The 14,406-nt window shown below is 71.4% G+C and carries 18 protein-coding genes; 10 read left to right on the forward strand and 8 right to left on the reverse strand.

The window, feature by feature from the left end; all coding sequences use genetic code 11:
* The first annotated feature begins 154 nt into the window (after positions 1-154).
* Both FAF44_RS26855 and FAF44_RS26860 read left to right on the forward strand, forming a co-directional pair.
* Positions 155-940 carry a GDSL-type esterase/lipase family protein gene (locus tag FAF44_RS26855; RefSeq protein WP_237106042.1) on the forward strand — a complete coding sequence of 262 codons (786 nt, stop codon included), beginning with the start codon at positions 155-157 and terminating at the stop codon, positions 938-940.
* Between the two features lie 144 nt (positions 941-1,084).
* The gene (locus FAF44_RS26860) at positions 1,085-1,516 is read left to right on the forward strand and encodes a protein phosphatase (RefSeq protein WP_237106043.1); all 432 of its coding nucleotides are present in this window, start codon (positions 1,085-1,087) and stop codon (positions 1,514-1,516) included.
* Positions 1,517-1,550: 34 nt separating this feature from the next.
* Here FAF44_RS26860 and FAF44_RS26865 read toward each other — a convergent pair whose 3' ends face one another.
* The 3 genes from FAF44_RS26865 to FAF44_RS26875 are packed head-to-tail and all read right to left on the reverse strand — an operon-like array spanning position 1,551 to position 3,529.
* Positions 1,551-1,817 (reverse strand): hypothetical protein, encoded by a 267-nt coding sequence (locus tag FAF44_RS26865; protein ID WP_237106044.1) that lies wholly within the window; start codon positions 1,815-1,817, stop codon positions 1,551-1,553.
* A complete protein-coding gene (locus FAF44_RS26870; RefSeq protein WP_237106045.1) occupies positions 1,817-2,149 on the reverse strand; it encodes a winged helix-turn-helix domain-containing protein in 333 nt (110 codons plus the stop codon). Before FAF44_RS26870 ends, FAF44_RS26865 begins: the two co-directional genes overlap by 1 nt.
* Positions 2,150-2,200: 51 nt before the next feature.
* Positions 2,201-3,529: a hypothetical protein gene (locus FAF44_RS26875; RefSeq protein WP_237106046.1), complete on the reverse strand. Its 1,329-nt coding sequence runs from the start codon at positions 3,527-3,529 to the stop codon at positions 2,201-2,203.
* A 194-nt stretch (positions 3,530-3,723) separates the two neighbouring features.
* On the opposite strand from FAF44_RS26875, the gene FAF44_RS26880 reads away from it, so the two are divergent.
* Both FAF44_RS26880 and FAF44_RS26885 read left to right on the forward strand, forming a co-directional pair.
* Positions 3,724-5,532: an NAD(P)/FAD-dependent oxidoreductase gene (locus FAF44_RS26880; RefSeq protein WP_237106047.1), complete on the forward strand. Its 1,809-nt coding sequence runs from the start codon at positions 3,724-3,726 to the stop codon at positions 5,530-5,532.
* A gap of 14 nt (positions 5,533-5,546) precedes the next feature.
* Positions 5,547-5,990, forward strand: a complete 444-nt coding sequence (locus tag FAF44_RS26885; protein ID WP_237106048.1) for a hypothetical protein — start codon at positions 5,547-5,549, stop codon at positions 5,988-5,990.
* Positions 5,991-6,044: 54 nt separating this feature from the next.
* Here the strand turns inward: FAF44_RS26885 and FAF44_RS26890 are convergent, their stop codons facing one another.
* Positions 6,045-6,476, reverse strand: a complete 432-nt coding sequence (locus FAF44_RS26890) for a VOC family protein (protein WP_237106049.1) — start codon at positions 6,474-6,476, stop codon at positions 6,045-6,047.
* Positions 6,477-6,520: 44 nt separating this feature from the next.
* Between FAF44_RS26890 and FAF44_RS26895 the strand changes: the two genes are divergently transcribed.
* From FAF44_RS26895 to FAF44_RS54985, 4 genes are all read left to right on the forward strand, one after another.
* Entirely contained in the window at positions 6,521-7,315 is a 795-nt protein-coding gene (locus FAF44_RS26895) for an MBL fold metallo-hydrolase (RefSeq protein ID WP_237106050.1), read from the forward strand.
* A 97-nt stretch (positions 7,316-7,412) separates the two neighbouring features.
* The gene (locus FAF44_RS26900) at positions 7,413-7,790 is read left to right on the forward strand and encodes an SgcJ/EcaC family oxidoreductase (RefSeq protein WP_237106051.1); all 378 of its coding nucleotides are present in this window, start codon (positions 7,413-7,415) and stop codon (positions 7,788-7,790) included.
* The gene (locus FAF44_RS26905) at positions 7,787-8,179 is read left to right on the forward strand and encodes a hypothetical protein (protein ID WP_237106052.1); all 393 of its coding nucleotides are present in this window, start codon (positions 7,787-7,789) and stop codon (positions 8,177-8,179) included. Before FAF44_RS26900 ends, FAF44_RS26905 begins: the two co-directional genes overlap by 4 nt.
* 9 nt (positions 8,180-8,188) lie before the next feature.
* Positions 8,189-9,166 carry a GNAT family N-acetyltransferase gene (locus FAF44_RS54985; RefSeq protein WP_272895069.1) on the forward strand — a complete coding sequence of 326 codons (978 nt, stop codon included), beginning with the start codon at positions 8,189-8,191 and terminating at the stop codon, positions 9,164-9,166.
* Here the strand turns inward: FAF44_RS54985 and FAF44_RS26915 are convergent.
* Together FAF44_RS26915 and FAF44_RS26920 are read right to left on the reverse strand one after the other, a co-directional pair.
* On the reverse strand, positions 9,110-10,495 hold the full coding sequence (locus tag FAF44_RS26915) for a cell wall metabolism sensor histidine kinase WalK (protein WP_237106053.1): 1,386 nt from the start codon (positions 10,493-10,495) through the stop codon (positions 9,110-9,112). The genes FAF44_RS54985 and FAF44_RS26915 overlap by 57 nt on opposite strands.
* Complete coding sequence (locus tag FAF44_RS26920) at positions 10,492-11,163, reverse strand: response regulator transcription factor (protein ID WP_237106054.1); 672 nt, start codon at positions 11,161-11,163, stop codon at positions 10,492-10,494. The genes FAF44_RS26915 and FAF44_RS26920 overlap by 4 nt, the downstream gene beginning before the upstream one ends.
* Positions 11,164-11,299: 136 nt before the next feature.
* On the opposite strand from FAF44_RS26920, the gene FAF44_RS26925 reads away from it, so the two are divergent.
* The gene (locus tag FAF44_RS26925; protein ID WP_237106055.1) at positions 11,300-11,875 is read left to right on the forward strand and encodes a hypothetical protein; all 576 of its coding nucleotides are present in this window, start codon (positions 11,300-11,302) and stop codon (positions 11,873-11,875) included.
* A 21-nt stretch (positions 11,876-11,896) separates the two neighbouring features.
* Here FAF44_RS26925 and FAF44_RS26930 read toward each other — a convergent pair whose 3' ends face one another.
* Both FAF44_RS26930 and FAF44_RS26935 read right to left on the reverse strand, forming a co-directional pair.
* Complete coding sequence (locus FAF44_RS26930; protein ID WP_237106056.1) at positions 11,897-12,973, reverse strand: hypothetical protein; 1,077 nt, start codon at positions 12,971-12,973, stop codon at positions 11,897-11,899.
* Positions 12,974-13,080: 107 nt separating this feature from the next.
* Positions 13,081-13,518, reverse strand: coding sequence for a YtxH domain-containing protein (locus FAF44_RS26935; RefSeq protein ID WP_237106057.1), 438 nt, complete (start codon positions 13,516-13,518; stop codon positions 13,081-13,083).
* A gap of 218 nt (positions 13,519-13,736) precedes the next feature.
* Between FAF44_RS26935 and FAF44_RS26940 the strand changes: the two genes are divergently transcribed.
* Positions 13,737-14,273 carry a peptidylprolyl isomerase gene (locus FAF44_RS26940; RefSeq protein WP_237106058.1) on the forward strand — a complete coding sequence of 179 codons (537 nt, stop codon included), beginning with the start codon at positions 13,737-13,739 and terminating at the stop codon, positions 14,271-14,273.
* Positions 14,274-14,406: the final 133 nt, after the last annotated feature.

Here is a 14,406-nt window from a genome sequence, read left to right on the forward strand (position 1 = left end):
GTTAGTAAACACTCACTAGCCTACAGGCTCGGTTAGCAAACGCTTACTAACTTGGAGCTTAGTTGCGGTTCACCACCTCCGGAACGGCCGGCGGCCACACAGCCCGCCGCGCCGTCCCCACAGCCGTCCACACCGCCTTCCTGGAGTGCCGGCCATGAGAAGACCGATCGTCATCCTGCTCAGCATCATGGTCGCCGCCGCGCTCTGCGCCACCGGAACCGTCGGCTACCTCGCCTTCCTCCGCCCGGCGGACCACGCGCCGTCCGACGTCTGCGCCGCCCCGGCCACCCGGCCCCGCGTCGTGGCGGCCGGGGCCAGCATGACGCAGGGCTCGCTCGGCGCGGACTGGGTGGCCGCCCTGCGCGCCGCGCACCCCGCGTACGAGTTCGTCAACGCCGGCGACAACGGCGACACCAGTGCCGGCCTGCGTGAGCGCGTGGACGCCGACATCGTGGCGTGCCGCCCCACGGCGGTGACCCTCCTCATCGGCAGCAACGACGTACGCGACGGCGTCCCGCCGGAGCGGTACCGCGCCAACCTGCGCGCGATCGTGGACCGCGTCAAGGACGCCACCGGCGCGCGCATCGCCCTCATGTCCCTGCCCCCGCTCGGCGAGAAGCTCGGCACCGGGATCAACCGCACCCTCACCGGCTACAACGCGGCCGTCAAGGAGGTCGCCGCCCAGACCGGGGTGACCTACCTGCCCCTGCACGAGCGCATGGCGGACCTCCTCCGGCAGGGCCCCAGGACGTCGTACGGCTTCAGCTTCCCGCTCGCCTTCACCGTCGCCGCCGAGCACTACCTGCTGCGGCGCACCTGGGACGAGATCGCCCGCGCCGGGGGCCGCGAACTCCTCGTGGACCACCTCCACCTGACCGACCGGGGCGGCGCCATCGTCACCGACCTGTCCACCCGCTGGCTGAACGGCCTCGAACCGTGACGCGGCCGCGGCTCGTGCCCGGGAAATCGGGAAAGCCGACCACACCCGCCGGGCGCAGCCCTCAGCCCTCAGCCCTCAGCCGTCAGCCCTCAGCCGTCAGCGGAAGCCGGTTCCGGGGTGGGCCCGGCTGGCTACGCTCGTGCCATGACCGCGACCTGGGCCCCTGATGCCACCGGCGTGCTGCGCCTGCCGTCGGGCCGGCTCGTCCGCGGCCGGGGCCTGCGCCACCCGCTCCCGCCGGGCCCGCAGCCCACCTTCGCCCTCTACCTTCTGGGCAAGCAGCCGCCGCCCACCGGCTGGGAGCAGCGCTGGTTACGCTGGCCCGACTTCTGGCTGCCGTCCGATCGCGAAGCCGCGGCCGGCAGCCTGCGCGAGGCGTGGCAGCGGGCGGGGGAGGAACGCGTCGAGGTCGCCTGCGGCGGCGGTCGCGGACGCACCGGCACCGCCCTGGCCTGCCTGGCCGTGCTCGACGGCGTCCCCGCCGACCGCGCGGTGGCCTACGTCCGTGAGCATTACGACCGGCACGCCGTCGAGACCCCGTGGCAGCGCCGCTACGTCACCCGCTTCGGCCGCTGACACCGGCCCGTCGCCGCCGCGGGTCGCCGGGCGGTCACTCCACGGTGCGCAGGATCCGCTCGATCGACTCCGTACGCGCGCGCAACTCCGCCAGGTCGGCGGCCATCCGCTGCTGCGCCTCCGTGGTGGCCTGGGCGAGTTCCTCGAACCGCTGCACGAGCCGCCGCAGGTCGTCGGCCGCGTCGGCCTGGCGCCTGGACTTGCGGGCCTCGAACATGCCCACGGTGACGACGCTGATCAGGAACGTGACGAGCACCAGCACCCCGAGGAAGAAGATGACCTCGGGCCAGGAAAACGACATCAGGAGCCCTCCTCGGGGACCGGCCTGGTAAGGGTCTTGGCCGCCTCGGCCAGCGCCGACGCGGTGAGGTGCAGGCTGAAGTCGGTGACCTCGTAGTACTTCATGGCCTTGCCGTCGTCCGACAGTTCGAGGCTGCCGGCGATCAGGCCGGCCGCCTCCAGCCGGCGCAGGTGCATGTGCAGCAGCGGGCGGCTCACCCCGATCACGCGGGCCAGGTGGCTGACGTAGTCGCGGCCGGCCGCGAGTTGCGCGATGATGCGCAGCCGCAGCGGGTTGGCCAGCGCCGCGAGCATCTCGACCAGGGCGTCTCCCGTCGGCCCGGCCTCCGTCATAGCGTCCCATCAGGTGTGAGCGTCTTCTTGCCGGGCACCGTAACACAGGGGCTAAGCGATCTTGACGGCTTCGCGTTCCGGGGCCGGAGCCGCCTGTTCGCCCCTGGCCAGGGTCAGCCCCGCCGCCAGGCAGATCAGCGGGATCGCCGGGATGACGTACCGGACGTCGAAGGCCGCGAGGAACGGCGGCGAGGCGATCAGCGCGAGCGCGGCCAGGCCGGGCAGCAGCGCCTCCCATCGCCGCCGGACCAGCGCCGCCGCCAGCGTCGCGACCAGGGCCAGCGTGAGCAGCGGGAACGGCACGTAGCCGAAGCGCTGGTAGGCCCGCAGCCAGCCGGCGAACGGCTCCACCACCCGGGTCGCCGCCGGACCGGCCTCGTACGACTCGGCCACCCCGCGCACCGACTCGCTGATCGGGCGTTCGGCGGCGGGCAGCTTGTACGGCGTCTTCTCGTCCACGCCGGTACGTTCCCAGCGCAGCAACTGCTCGAAGTCGGTGGCGACCGCCCCCAGGTAGTCGCCGGGCTGGGCGAGGATGGCCTGCCTGGCGAACTCGCCCGCGAGCTGGTTGCGGTTGGCCGTGCCGGGCACCTTGAGCAGCGGCGAGAAGCTCTCCCACAACCAGTGCGGCGGATAGGGCCGCTGCTCGACCGGCATGTCGGGGCACAACACGGCCAGCCGCTCGGGCGGCTTGATCACCTCGCAGTCGGCGAAGCTCATGGTCCGGGACCACAGGAAGTTCCCGTCGGCCTCGGTGAACCCGAACTTGTCCTTCTCCACCTTCATCCAGGTCGCGTACGCGCCCAGCGGGATCGCCCCGGCCACCAGCAGCGCCACCAGCGGACGCCAGCCGTACCGCCGGACCAGCAGGTAGGCGGCGGTCAGGAGCAGCAGCGGCAGGCCGACGGTCCTGGTGATCCCGGCCAGGCCCAGCAACATCCCGCCCACGGCGGCGGTGGCCGGGGTGACCCGCCAGACGATGAGCGTGACGGCCGCCGCGACGAGCACGATGAAGACGGCGTCCGCCATGATCATGTGTTCCAGCAGGATCAGGAACTCGTCGTACAGCAGCGGTGTGACCAGCAGCGTCGCGCCCCAGCCGGGCAGGCCGCGGCGGCGCAGCAGCGCGTACAGGGCCACGGCCAGGCCCAGCGTCAGCAGGTGCTGCAGGACCGTCACCAGCGTGAGGCTGTGCGCGGGCCGCAGCAGCGCGAGGAACAGGGAGTACCCGGAGGGCCGCGAGGTGCCCGGCGTCAGCTCCTCGCGCAGGAAGGCGAAGGAGTCGCCGTAGAAGAGGATCGCGGGAGGGAAGCCGAGCACCGCGAGCACCCGCAGCCCGACCGCCGGCAACATGGCGATGACCAGTGCGCGATGGGCCAAGACGGTTCCGCTTCCTCGTGGGTTCGGCACCCCACAATAGTGGACATCCCGGTCACCGAAACGGGGAAATCCGGACCCGCCGCGAGGTCTGCGTGTCACCTGGATGCGCGCGTCCCTCTTGTCGGGAGCGATTACCGAATGACATTCTGAAATTCGATCGTCACCCCGCCGCCGCCCTCCTCCGGAGGATCCGCATGACCATCGACAAGGACGCCCTGCGCCGGAAGTATCGCGAGGAACGCGACAAGCGGCTGCGCCCGGACGGCAACGACCAGTACCTCCGCCTCACCGGCCGCTTCGCCCACTACCTCGACGACCCGTACACGCCGTGGACCGAGCGCGCGCCCAGAACCGACCACGTGACGGTCGCGTTCGTCGGCGGCGGCTTCGCCGGGCTCGTCACGGGAGCCCGGCTGAAGGAGGCCGGGGTCGAGGACGTGCGCATCGTGGAGAAGGGCGGCGACTTCGGCGGCACCTGGTACTGGAACCGCTACCCGGGCGCGCAGTGCGACACGGCCTCGTTCGTCTACCTGCCGCTGCTCGAAGAGACCGGTCACATGCCGACCGAGAAGTACGCGCACGCCCCCGAGATCCTCGAACACTGCCGCCGCATCGGCAAGCACTACGGCCTGTACGACAACGCGCTCCTCCACACCGAGGTGACGGACCTGACCTGGGACGAGGAGCACTCCCGCTGGCTGGTCCGGACGAACCGCGGCGACGCGTTCACCGCCCGGTTCGTCGCCATGGGCATCGGCCCGCTGCACGTCCCGAAGCTGCCGGGCATCCCGGGCATCGACGACTTCCGCGGCCACGCCTTCCACACGAGCCGCTGGGACTACGCCTACACGGGCGGCGACCCCTCCGGCGCGCCCATGGACCGGCTGGCCGACCGGCGGGTGGCCGTCATCGGCACGGGCGCGACGGCCGTGCAGTGCGTGCCGCACCTCGCGCGGGCCTGCGGCGAGTTGTACGTCTTCCAGCGCACGCCGTCCTCCGTGGACGTCCGCGACAACCGGCCGACCGACGCCGAATGGTTCGCCACGATCGCGACCCCGGGCTGGCAGCAGCGCTGGCTGGAGAACTTCACCGCCAACCAGACCGGCGGCCAGGCGGACGAGGACCTGGTCATGGACGGCTGGACGGACATCTCCCGCCGCTTCCGCGCCAGGATCGGCCGGTTGCCCCCCGAGGAGCTCACCCAGGAGAACATGCTGGCCGCCTTCGAGGACTCCGACTTGGAGAAGATGGAGGAGATCCGCGCCCGCGTGGACGCCGTCGTCGAGGACCCGGCCACCGCGCGGAAGCTGAAGGCGTGGTACCGCCAGCTCTGCAAGCGCCCCTGCTTCCACGACGAGTACCTCCAGGCGTTCAACCTCCCGGGCGTGCACCTGGTGGACACCGACGGCAAGGGCGTCGAGCGCATCACGGACAAGGGCGTGGTGGTGGCGGGCCGCGAGTACGAGGTCGACTGCGTCATCTACGCCTCCGGCTTCGAGGTCGGCACCGACTACACCCGCCGCGCCGGCTACGACCTGACCGGCCGCGGCGGGGAACGCCTGTCGGAGCACTGGGCCGACGGCATGCGCACGCTGCACGGCGTCCACGTGCACGGTTTCCCGAACGCCTTCCTCGTCCAGCCCACGCAGGCCGCCAACCTCATCTCCAACATCCCGCACAACCTGACGGAGGCGGGCCGGACCATCGCCGTCACCGTCAAGCACGCCCTCGACCACGGCTACGCGGAGATCGAGCCCACCAAGGAGGCCGAGGACGCCTGGGTGGACTTCCTGCTGACCGGCGCGGGCCGCCTGCTCGGCTCTCCCGACTGCACGCCCGGCTACTACAACAACGAGGGCCAGGACCCGGGGAAGAAGGGCTGGCTCGGCGTCGGCCACCCGCACGGCGCGATGGCGTACTTCTCCTTCATCGACCGATGGCGCGAGTCGGGCGCGTTCGAGGGCCTCGACTTCCGGCGGGCGAAGGACGACGGATCAAGGTAGTACCTTCGTCCTCCATGAGTTATGACCTTTACTTCGCCCGCCGCGGCCCCGGCCAGTCCCTGACGGAGGCGCTGGAGACCCCCACGGCGCCCCGGCAGCCCGATCTGGAGGCGTGGGCGGAGGTCGTCGCGGGGATCCGCGACCTGCTCGGCGACGTGCGGACCGTCGAGTACCCGCCGAACTGGGAGCTCGACCACGAGGCCACCGGCATCTCGGTGAGCCACTGGGGAGGCGACTGGGAGCTGAGCGTCCCCTACTGGACGCACGGCGCGGACGCCCGCCGGGTCGTCGGCCTGCTGTACGAGGCGGCGTCCGTGGTGGAGCGGGTCTCCGGGTTCGAGTGCTTCGACCCGCAGCTCGGGCTGCCGAAGGCGGAGGTGGCCGACCTCGGGGCGGCGGTGCCGATGTTCGACGCCGTGGCCGACCGCTTCGGGCGCAGAGGCGTCGCCAACGCCTGACCACGGCGCGCGGCGCGGACGACGGCGCACCGGCGGGCCCGGCTCAGGGAGCGATCACGACAGGCAGAACTCGTTGCCCTCGGGGTCGGCGAGCGTGACCCACCAGTTGGGGCCCTGCCGGCCCCGGTGCAACTCCTTCGCGCCCCTGGCGGTGAGCCGAGCGACCGCCGATTCGATGTTGCCGGCCCCGACGCGGATGTCGAGGTGCAGACGGTTCTTGACCGACTTGGGTTCGGGCACGAGCTGGAACAGCACGCGCGGAGCCCGTTCGAGGCCGTCGGGGTGCCTGATGGCCGTGCCCGACCTCCACACCAGCGCGCCGTTGTGCGTGGTCGTGTCGTCCTCCGAGGCGTAACCCTTGTCGATCATCTCCCGGATGAACGCCGCGTCCTGCGCCTCCACCTGCCAGCCGAGCGCGCCGGCCCACCAGTCGGCCAGGGGGTGCGGGTCGCCGGTGTCGATGACGACCTGGAAGTCATATGCCATGCAACGATCCTAAAAGCAGGGTTCAAAAGTTAGAGTCGGGTGGCATGAACGAGCAGTGGCAGGAGGTAGGCGACCGGGTTTACGTCCGGCGTCATCGGTCGTACAGCGTCAACGCCGGGCTGATCGTCGGTGACGGTCACTGCCTGGTGCTGGACACGCGCGGCTCGCACCGGGAGGCCGCCGACCTGATCGAGGCTGTCAGGTCGGTCACCGCCTTCCCCTGGACGGTCGTCAACAGCCACTCCCACTTCGACCACTACTTCGGCAACGCGCTCTTCGGCGGGGCCGAGATCTGGGGTCACGCCAGGTGCGCCGAGGAGATCGAGGCGTACGGGGAGACACATCGCTCCGGCCTGGTCGAGCAGCGCCCCGAGCGGCGGGAGGAGCTGGAGGAGGTGGCGATCGTGCCGCCCGACCACACCTTCACGGTCGCGGCCAGCCTCGACATCGGCGGGCGCATCGTGCACCTGCGGCACTTCGGGCTCGGGCACAGCAGCAACGACGTGGTGACGCACGTGCCGGACGCCGGGGTGGTGTTCGCCGGTGACCTGGTGGAGGAGGGGGCGCCGCCCGCGTTCGGCGACTCGTACCCGCTGGACTGGCCCGCGACGCTGCGGGCGATGCTCGCCGAGATGCCCGAGCCGGTCGTCGTGCCGGGGCACGGGGCGGTGGTCGATCGGGCGTACGTGGCGGCGCAGTGCGCGGAGCTGGAGCTGGTGGCCGAGCTGGCCAAGCGGGCGCACGTCGAAGGGCTGCGGGACGTGATCAGGCTCTTCCCCTACCCGGAGGACGTCTCGCGGCAGGCCATCGGCCGCGCCTTCACCCAGCTCGACGCCTGACTCAGGCCGCGCCGGCGGCTCCTCGACAGATTTCACTTGCCTTCGCTATATTGCAAACTGCAATATAGAGATAAGCAACTCAACGAAGGAGTCGTCCATGACCACCGAGGCCGCCCACCTGCTCACCCGGCTCACCGAGACCTGGAACGCCGGCGACGCCACCGCCTACGCCGAGCTGTTCACCCAGGACGCCGACTACATCACGTTCTTCGGCCTGCACCTGAAGGGCCGGCAGGCCATCGAGGACGCCCACCGGGAGTTGTTCAAGACCCCGATCAAGCTCACGGAAGGCGGCCCGGCCCCCCAGGTCAGGAGCCTCACCGAGGACGTCACCCTGGTGATCTCGGGCGGCACGTCCACCGTGGACGGCACGCCCGACCCCACCCGCGACTCCGTCATCACGCTGACCGCCCTGCGCACCCCCGAGGGCTGGCGCTTCGCCTCCTTCCAGAACACCCGGGTCGGCCGGCCATGACCGGCAAGAAGCTCCTCACCGAGGTCTCCGGCGTGGTGGCCGCCCCGGTGGAGCAGGTCTGGCGGGAACTGCTGGGCGACCTCCCGGGCCAGGAGACCGGCCGGCACACCCTCGCCCACCAGGGCGGCTGGTGGTACCGGGGCGAGTGGTCGGTCGCGCCCCACCCGGAGGGCACGCGCGTGGTCCACCGGGGCGAGTGGTCGGTCGCGCCCCACCCGGAGGGCACGCGCGTGGTCCACCGGGTCTACAACGTGGCCGAATGGATGCGCTGGGGCGTGCCGCTGGCGAACCGGTTCTTCATCGGGTTCGAGAAGCAGACCCGCACGGCGTTCGCCGAGGGCCTGGCGGCCATCGGCGAGCGACTGGGGTGCCCGACCCGGCTCGCCTAGGCTGCCCCCATGGAATGGGGACCGCTGACACTCCAGGACGCCCGGCCGCTGGCCCGCCTCCGGGCCGAGGTGGCGGCGGCCGACCGCACCGGCGAGGCCCACAACGTGGACGACGTGCGCGACCAGCTCTCCCACCACCTGATCGACCTGGCCGGCGGCACGCTGGCGGCCCGCGACGGCGACCGGCTCGTGGCCTTCGGCTACCTGCCGGTCAGGCAGTCGGCGGACGGCGGGGTGCACATGATGCGCCTGGGGGGCGGCGTCCACCCGGCCTACCGCGGGCGGGGGCACGGCCGGCGGATCGTGGACTGGGCGATCGCGGCGGCGCCCCGGCTGAGCGGCCGGGTCTTCCCCGGCGTCCCGGTGGACCTCCTGCTCGTCGCCGACGAGGACGACCCCGGCCTGACCGCGCTGGCGGAGCGCACCGGGTTCACCCTCGTGCGTACGTTCGCCCACATGGAACGCGGCCTGGCCGGCGGCCTGCCCGCGCTCGCCGCGCCCCCGGGGGTGTCCGTCACGACCTGGTCCCCCGAACTGGACGACGAGGCCCGCCGCGTACGCAACGAGTCGTTCCGCGACCACTGGGGCACGGTGCCGCACACGCCGGAGAGCTGGGCGGGCAGCCTGACCGGCTCGCGGAACTTCCGTCCCGAGTCGTCGTTCCTGGCCATGGCGGGCGGCCGGGGGGTGGGCGTGCTCATGACGCACGCCCGCGGCGCGGGGACGGCGTGGATCCAGGTCGTCGGCACGCTGAAGGACTGGCGCGGAAAGGGGGTGGCCGGCGCGCTGATGGCACACGCCCTGGCCGCCTTCGCCCGCCAGGGGTACGCCGCCAGCGGGCTGGGCGTGGACCTCGGCAACGCCACGGGGGCCGTGGCCGTCTACACGCGCGCCGGCTTCGCGGTCACCCGGCGGCAGGCGAACCACACGTTACGTCTCACGCAAGGGGAAGCGCGCCACGAACCCGGAGTCCCCGTACCCGAGTGACCCCTTGTGCAGGAGCGCGATGTCGCGGGCGATGGGCAGGCCGAGGCCGGCGCCGCCCGCGTCCCTGGCTCGCGCCTCGTCCAGCCTGGTGAACCGGCCGAACACCGCCTCCCGCTGGTCAGGCGGGATGCCCGGCCCGTCGTCGCGCACCTCCAGCACGGCCTCGCCGTCCTCGGCGGCCACCCGGACCCGTACGGTCGAGGCGGCGTGCCGTACGGCGTTGTCGGCCAGGTTCGTCACCAGGCGGTCGAGGTGCGCGCTCGACCCCGTCAGCACCACGTCGGGCTCGACGTCCAGTTCCACCCGCACCTCCTCCCGCCGCCTGGCCCGCAGCGCCGCCTCGGCGGCCACCTGGCCGAGGTCCAGCTCGGTCGTGCGCAGCGGCTCGCCCGCGTCCAGCTTGGCCAGCATGAGCAGGTCGGCGGCCAGCGACTGGAGGCGTTCGACGTCGGCCAGGGCCTCCGCGGTCAGCTCGCTGGGCTCGGCCAGTTCCAGCCGGGCCCGCAGGGTCGCGATGGGGCTGCGCAACTCGTGCGCGGCGTCGGCGACGAATCTCTTGTGCCGCTCCACGGCCGTCTCCAGCCGGTCGAGCGTGCCGTTCACGGTCGTCGCCAGCGCGGCGATCTCGTCCTTGGACTGCGGGACGGGCACCCGCTGGTGCAGGTCGCGGGCCGTGATGTCGGCCACCTTGGTCCTGATCGCGGCCACGGGGCCGAGCGCGCGGCCCACCGACAGCCAGGTCATCCCGGCCACCACGAGCAGCAGCGCCGGCACGCCGGGCACCAGCGTCTGGTAGAGCGTCTGCAGCGCCTGCCGCACGCCGTCCAGCGACACCCGCGACATCAGCACGGCGGGGCCGCCCTCCGTCGTCACCTCGACCGCGGCGATCGCGTACTCGCCCGGGTCCGCCCACCCGGCCGCCGCGGCGGTCTTCTTGGCCACCATCAGGTCGGGATCGACGACGGGCAGCGGCTCCTCGCTGCTCAGCCGCACCTCGCCGCCCTTCCCCTCGACGAGCCGCATCGCCTTCGGCGTGGCGTCGGTGGCACCCGCGGGGGTCGCCGACCGGACCTTCGCGAAGTCCCCGTAAGGCTGCATCTTGGACGCCGTCAGGTGCAGGGTGTCCGAGTACCCCACCGCGGCCGTGGCCTTCCTGGCCGCCTCGGCGTCGGCGCTGTCCTGGAGGGTGCCGCTCAGCGCCAGCACCAGGATCAGCGCCGCCACCCCCAGGGCCAGCGCCACCACGAGCGTGGCCGCCGCGGTGGCCCGCACCCGTACGGAGGACAGCCCGGCGACCGTCCATCCCCAGAGCCTGTGGGCCCGGCTCATGCCGCCTCCAACCGGTATCCGGCCCCGCGCACCGTCATGAGCGTGACCTTGCCGAAGGGCATGTCGATCTTGCGGCGCAGCGCGCTGATGTAGACCTCGACGATGTTCGGATCGCCGTCGTAGGAGAAGTCCCATGCCTGGGCCAGCAGCTCCTGCTTGGACACGACCTCTCCGGACCGGCGGGCGAGCGCGTGCAGCACCGCGAACTCCTTCGGCGTGAGCTGGATCTCCGCCTCGCCCCTGCGGCAGCGCAGTCCGGCGGGGTCGATCACGAGGTCGCCGACGCTGATCGACACCGGCCGTTCGCGCCCGCCCCTGCGCACCAGGGCGCGCAGCCTGGCCAGCAGCACCACGTACGAGAAGGGCTTGGCCAGGTAGTCGTCGGCCCCGTTGTCCAGGGCCTCGGCCTCGTCGTAGATGCCGTCCTTGGCCGTGAGCATCATGATCGGCGTCCAGTCGCCCGCCTCACGCAGCCGGGAGCAGACCGTGTAGCCGTTCAGCCTGGGCAGCATCACGTCCAGGACGATCACGTCGTAGGCGTTCTCGGTGGCCATCCACAGGCCGTCGCGCCCGTCGTGGGCCACGTCCACCGCGAAGCCCTCGCCCGCCAGCCCGCCCTTGACCAGGCCGGCCAGCCGTTCCTCGTCCTCCACCAGTAACACTCGCACGCTGTCCAGGGTGCCGCAGAGCACCTAAAGCCAACCTGAAGATCATTTAGGCGCTCTTCAGGATCACTTCAGGTACGGGTCGCCATGCTCGGGGCGTTCGATCATTCCCGATGAATCGTCCCAGTGAGGAGAGTTCATGTTCAAGCGACGTCTCGCGGTGCTCGGCACGGTCGCCGTCCTGGCCGTCACCGGTCTGGCGGGCTCGGCCATGGCCGACGAGCCCGCCCCGGTCGCGGGCACGAAGGTGACCTGTACGACGCCCGACGGCAAGACGGTCGAGCTGACCATGGTGCGGGCGGCCAAGGTGGACGGCGTCGTGTCGTCCGACGGGAAGGTGGCGCGGGTCGCCCCGGACGGGGTGGCGGTGACCAAGGTGCGTCCCGACGAGCTTCCCGAGGGCGCGGAAGGAGCGCTCAGGGCCGAGCCGCTGAGCCCGGAGCAGATCAAGGACTTCGCCAAGACCAAGCCCGTGAGCCCGGAGGACATCGAGAAGGTCGAGGTGTTCTCGGCGGAGGAGGCCGAGAAGTTCGCCAAGGCCAGGCCGCTCCCGGCCGAGGAGGCCGAGAAGCTGGCCAAGGTCAGGGCGCTCACGGTGGACGAGATCGGCAAGGCCATGCCCGCCCGGCCCGCGGAGCCCGCCGAGAAGGGCACCGCGCCCGAGGGCGTCCCGGGCAAGGCGCTCTCGATCCACTGCGTGAAGGCCGCGGAGTAGCACCTCCCGGCGTCACGGGTGTCACCCGGGGAACGACGGGTGCGGTCCCAGCGCCCAGTACTCGAAGAGCCCGTGGCCCACGTGCCCGTCGTACTCGAAGCGCCCGACGGCGTCCACCAGGCCCCACATCCTGGCGGCGTCGTCGGGCAGCCGGTACGTCACGCCCTGCACGACGGGCCCCGCACCCTGGTACATCCCGTGGCGCCAGTCCTGCTCCAGCCCGTAGCCGGTGCCGACCATGAGATGGACCGGCAGCAGCGGCGTGCAGCGCACGTCGAACGGCTTGCCGCCGGGCGGCGCGAACGTGATCACGGCCTCGACGACGTCGCGGGTGCCGGGGGCGTAGACCGGGCGGTACTCCGGTCTGCCGAGGTACTCCTCCTCGCGTCCGTCGGGCCAGACGCGGACGGCCTCCTCCAGCAGCCGGCGGCCCCGCTCGTCCTCCTGGACGATGCAGAGGATGGCGTGGTCGCCGAAGCTCATCGGCGCGTAGAGCCAGTAGAACGTCCCGGGGTCGCGGGCCATGATCCCGGACGGCTCCGGCTCGCCGACGGGCCTGATCCCCCACGACCGGTCCCTGGTCCCCATCCAGCAGTCGGGCGTGACGGGGATCTCCGTCTCCCCGATCCTGATGTGCCCGGACCAGCGTCCCGTCTGCGCCATCCGTACGGAGTCGAACACCACCCGCTCCTGCCGGCGCAGGAAGTGCCGCGGTTCCAGCACGGCGGGGATCGTCCCCTCCCACAGGAGGTCGAAGGAGAGCCCGTGCTCGTTCGGCTCCAGGACCACCCTGAGCCGCTTGAGCCCTTCGACGACCTCGACTCGGAACGGCCCGATCCGGGTGTCCATCCGGTCGGCGCCCAGCTCGCGCGAGGCGCGCACGACGCGATGCAGGCCGGGGGTGCGGACGCAGGCGAAGGCGTCGGTGACGCCCAGGTTGGGGTACTGGCCGAGGCCGACGATCAGCATGAGTTCGTCGGAGGCGGCGTGGCAGTTGAAGTAGTAGCGGTCGTAGAAGTTGCGGTCTCCGGTGGTCACGTGCCGCATGACCTGCGCGGCCTGGTGCACGGGGTGGTCGTCGAGCGGTGACAGCGCCATGCCCGGCTTTCTAACAAGCGCTTGGTCTTACGTCAACGGCCCCGCACACGAACGCGCCCCCGTGACGGAGATCGTCACGGAGGCGCGCCCTCGGCATGCCGAAGCGGTCACGATCTCTTGCGTGACGCCTCATCCGCCTTGTCCGACACCTTGGACGCCATACGGTTCGTGGACCCGGAAGTCCGGTCCGCCTTCTCGTCGACCCACCGCGAGGCATCAGAGGCGGATTCCTTCATGTGCTCGGTCCACTGCTCGGCGTTGCGGCGATAGAACATGTATCCGATCGCTCCCACCGCGGCACCGGTCAGCAGCACGAACATCGGCCACCGACGCGACCGGGCCGGCCTGGGATCGATTCGCCTCGCGGCCGCGGTCAGCATGGAGCTGACCCTGGGCGCGATCTGGTCCTCGAACCCGTGTGCCGCGGACTCCAGCCGCGGCGCCGCCCAGTAGCGGGCGTCCTCGATACGGTGGGCGGCGGCCACTTTGGCCTGACCCGCCACGGGTTGCATGCGATGACCGGTCTTCACGGCCTGTGTCTTCATGCGACCCATCCACGTGGTCGGTACTTCTATGGCCACGCGGCGTCTTCTCATTCTCAGGGACACGACAACCTCCCCATCGTTGGGGCCCCGCAGCCTGACCTGCCCCGGACGGGGCAGCTCAATCATCGCCGTCCATGGGAGGATGGCTCCGATGGCCGTAGGGCCATAGTCCGCAAAACATCACAGAAGACCCTGTTCACAGAGGGGGCGGCTGTCTCGTGGCAGAGAAGCTGATCGCACACCTGAAGACCAATCGCGGCACCATCAAGATAGAACTCTTCCCCACCAAGGCCCCGAAGACCGTACGGAACTTCGTCGAGCTGGCCGAAGGCGAGCGCGAGTGGACACACCCGGGCACCGGGGAGAAGAGCAGCGCCCGTTACTACGACGGCACCATCTTCCACCGGGTCATCTCCGGCTTCATGATCCAGGGCGGTGACCCGCTCGGCCAGGGCATCGGCGGCCCGGGCTACGAGTTCGACGACGAGATCCACCCCGAGCTCGCCTTCAACCGCCCCTACCTGCTCGCCATGGCCAACGCCGGCATCCGCTTCGGCAAGGGCACCAACGGCTCGCAGTTCTTCGTCACGGTCGCGCCGCAGCCGCACCTCACCCGCAAGCACACGATCTTCGGCGAGGTCGTCGAGGGCACCGACGTCGTCGACGCCATCGCCAAGACCCGCACCGACCGTCGTGACCGCCCGCTGGAGGACGTCGTCCTCGAGTCGGTCACCATCGAGCACGTCCCCGCCTGACGCACCTCGCGGCCCGCGTCCCCCAGGCTCCACCTGGGTGAGCGCGGTCGTCGTGCCCAGCCCCCGCCCTGCCCGGCGGGGGCGGCGCGGCATGCCCGCACACGCCATAGGCTTCGGTCATGACGAGCCAGCC

The sequence above is a fragment of the Nonomuraea sp. MG754425 genome (genome assembly GCF_021699195.1).
GTDB lineage: Bacteria > Actinomycetota > Actinomycetes > Streptosporangiales > Streptosporangiaceae > Nonomuraea.

Coding starts and splice junctions, on each gene's coding strand:
- FAF44_RS26885 (WP_237106048.1), top strand. CDS start 5,547: ATGAGTTATGACCTTTACTTCGCCCGCCGCGGCCCCGGCCAGTCCCTG.
- FAF44_RS26880 (WP_237106047.1), top strand. CDS start 3,724: ATGACCATCGACAAGGACGCCCTGCGCCGGAAGTATCGCGAGGAACGC.
- FAF44_RS26900 (WP_237106051.1), top strand. CDS start 7,413: ATGACCACCGAGGCCGCCCACCTGCTCACCCGGCTCACCGAGACCTGG.
- FAF44_RS26860 (WP_237106043.1), top strand. CDS start 1,085: ATGACCGCGACCTGGGCCCCTGATGCCACCGGCGTGCTGCGCCTGCCG.
- FAF44_RS26930 (WP_237106056.1), bottom strand. CDS start 12,973: ATGGCGCTGTCACCGCTCGACGACCACCCCGTGCACCAGGCCGCGCAG.
- FAF44_RS26890 (WP_237106049.1), bottom strand. CDS start 6,476: ATGGCATATGACTTCCAGGTCGTCATCGACACCGGCGACCCGCACCCC.
- FAF44_RS26925 (WP_237106055.1), top strand. CDS start 11,300: ATGTTCAAGCGACGTCTCGCGGTGCTCGGCACGGTCGCCGTCCTGGCC.
- FAF44_RS26915 (WP_237106053.1), bottom strand. CDS start 10,495: ATGAGCCGGGCCCACAGGCTCTGGGGATGGACGGTCGCCGGGCTGTCC.
- FAF44_RS26905 (WP_237106052.1), top strand. CDS start 7,787: ATGACCGGCAAGAAGCTCCTCACCGAGGTCTCCGGCGTGGTGGCCGCC.
- FAF44_RS26895 (WP_237106050.1), top strand. CDS start 6,521: ATGAACGAGCAGTGGCAGGAGGTAGGCGACCGGGTTTACGTCCGGCGT.
- FAF44_RS26935 (WP_237106057.1), bottom strand. CDS start 13,518: ATGAAGACACAGGCCGTGAAGACCGGTCATCGCATGCAACCCGTGGCG.
- FAF44_RS54985 (WP_272895069.1), top strand. CDS start 8,189: ATGGAATGGGGACCGCTGACACTCCAGGACGCCCGGCCGCTGGCCCGC.
- FAF44_RS26855 (WP_237106042.1), top strand. CDS start 155: ATGAGAAGACCGATCGTCATCCTGCTCAGCATCATGGTCGCCGCCGCG.
- FAF44_RS26865 (WP_237106044.1), bottom strand. CDS start 1,817: ATGTCGTTTTCCTGGCCCGAGGTCATCTTCTTCCTCGGGGTGCTGGTG.
- FAF44_RS26870 (WP_237106045.1), bottom strand. CDS start 2,149: ATGACGGAGGCCGGGCCGACGGGAGACGCCCTGGTCGAGATGCTCGCG.